Below are 1,902 nucleotides of genomic sequence, written 5' to 3' on the forward strand. Positions count from 1 at the left end.
TGAAACATTGAGGGATGATAATGATTGAGTCTGAGACGTGAGTCCGCCATCTATCGGAATCAGCGCTCCAGTCATAAATGATGCACCATCTTGGGAAAGAAAATAAACAACACTAGCTATGTCTTTCTGCCTGTTACCATAGCAATACCGAGTATGACATGGCAAAAGATTACCCGGCAGATGATGATCTACTTGAGGTTCTTGCCCAGGCCCCCACTCTAGACAAAAACGGTCGTCGTGCGATTATTTATGCGGCCATTAAGGCTTGTGCTGCTGATGCAGAATATCATCCGGATGAACAGGCATCAGTCCACAAAATGGCCCAATATCTTGGCATTGAAGAAGATGTAGTTAATCAGATTGAGGAAATTTGCATGTCCGAAGCTGAGATGCGAAAAAAACGGATTGCTGTAATGTTCCCTGAAGGCATCCCTTATTAGACTTTTTATTGTTAGTGGCTGCTCGCAGGATTGGCGATCGCAATCAAGCTTTGGGGATTAGGAGTACCTCAATTGAGAGTAATTATGTTGTTGAATCCCTTACATTTCAACAACATAATTGCGCTTATAGAATTAAGGAATTCCCAACCCCTTACCCTAGCGAACGAGTAGGGGAAAGGATCGCTTTTTCCCCAAAGCTAGTCTCGCGCTGCTGCCCTCAAAGCCTTTAGGCATCCCAGGTCGTAGGTATCGTTTCTCCCTCGGAGTCAGAGCGGGGCGATCGCCTGTAATTCCAATCCCTCCAAGTCGCCAAGGTCACAGATGCTGATTATGGTAGCGCTTGCTCGTGAGTCCAAGTCCTTTGAGTTGCCAGGTTTTCAAAGGTGGGTTGGGATGGTGGCGCGATCACTAGTGGCGAGGTCTAGAGAAATTTGGAAGGATATGATACATTCCTTACTGGTGCAATCTACATTAATCAACACAGGAGGCATAAGTTATGCACTTCATTGTGCGAACTCTCAAATTTTTTCCTGGATGGTGTACTTACTTAAATCATCAGTATATGGAGTTTTATAAACTATTAAAGTAGCATTATATTTATTCTTAAACTTACTTTTTATATTTTGTATATTCGTTGTTAGCTTCGGAACGCGAGTAGAAACTACAAAGCACCACTTTTTGATTGTTTGTGGGTTATCTGAAAGTAACTTAATCGTGGATTCTATCTGCTCAAATGCATGTTTAATCTTACTTCCTTTCAACTCTACATAAATTTCTACTCCGTTACTACAAACAAGGGCATAATCACAGCGCTTATTTTCATCATCTGAGATAGCGCAGCCATCAACTGTAATTAGCAAGATTTTATCTCGCTTGGGATTACGAAAAGTTAGTTTACTGTTGTTTTCCTTTAATACGATTTTATTGTCATCTTTATATTCCTCACAGTCTGGGAAACGTTTCATAAATACTCACGCTAAGTCGAGAAGTTGATCAAACTGAATAGCTAGCTGATCAGAAACACCATCAATGACATTAGCATCGATCAGACCAGTATCATTGTATAAAATATTTTTAGCCTTGCCATTTTCTAGGACATAGGCTGATACATCAGAGGTACTCAGGGCTTTATAGCTAGGGACAATTTTTTCTAATTTAGGTAAGGTATCCTGGCTAGACTCTTGATAGAGCATACCAGCTTGAAGAAGATTATTGATTGCAGTTAGCACGTAAGGACTATGGGTGGTGATAAAGAATTGAAGTTTTTCCCGATCAGAATTAAAAACACAGGCGATTAACTCAATAATGTTTCGTTGTGCCCTTGGAAATAGATGGGCTTCTGGTTCCTCAATATAAACAGTTTGTCCAGGGGAACGAGCTTCAACTAAAAAAGGTAATGCTGAAAGTATAATCGTCAGGGGAAATGTTTCTTGCTGACCGGAAGAAGAGTTGGCAATACTAA

The 1,902-nt window shown here is 40.7% G+C and carries 3 protein-coding genes; 1 reads left to right on the forward strand and 2 read right to left on the reverse strand.

The features are described 5' to 3' along the window. Window positions 1-158 precede the first annotated feature (158 nt). Window positions 159-440, forward strand: coding sequence for a tellurite resistance TerB family protein (locus tag F6K20_RS36545; RefSeq protein ID WP_008185472.1), 282 nt, complete (start codon window positions 159-161; stop codon window positions 438-440). A 518-nt stretch (window positions 441-958) separates the two neighbouring features. On the opposite strand, the gene F6K20_RS36550 is transcribed toward F6K20_RS36545, so the two are convergent. Further along, window positions 959-1,405: a hypothetical protein gene (locus F6K20_RS36550; RefSeq protein WP_287298101.1), complete on the reverse strand. Its 447-nt coding sequence runs from the start codon at window positions 1,403-1,405 to the stop codon at window positions 959-961. 6 nt (window positions 1,406-1,411) lie between these two features. Continuing rightward, a partial coding sequence (locus tag F6K20_RS36555) for an AAA family ATPase (RefSeq protein ID WP_287298103.1) occupies window positions 1,412-1,902 on the reverse strand: 491 nt, incomplete at its 5' end.

It is taken from the genome of Moorena sp. SIO2C4 (assembly GCF_010672485.1).
Lineage (GTDB): Bacteria > Cyanobacteriota > Cyanobacteriia > Cyanobacteriales > Coleofasciculaceae > Moorena > Moorena producens.

Coding starts and splice junctions, on each gene's coding strand:
- F6K20_RS36545 (WP_008185472.1), top strand. CDS start 159: ATGGCAAAAGATTACCCGGCAGATGATGATCTACTTGAGGTTCTTGCC.
- F6K20_RS36550 (WP_287298101.1), bottom strand. CDS start 1,405: ATGAAACGTTTCCCAGACTGTGAGGAATATAAAGATGACAATAAAATC.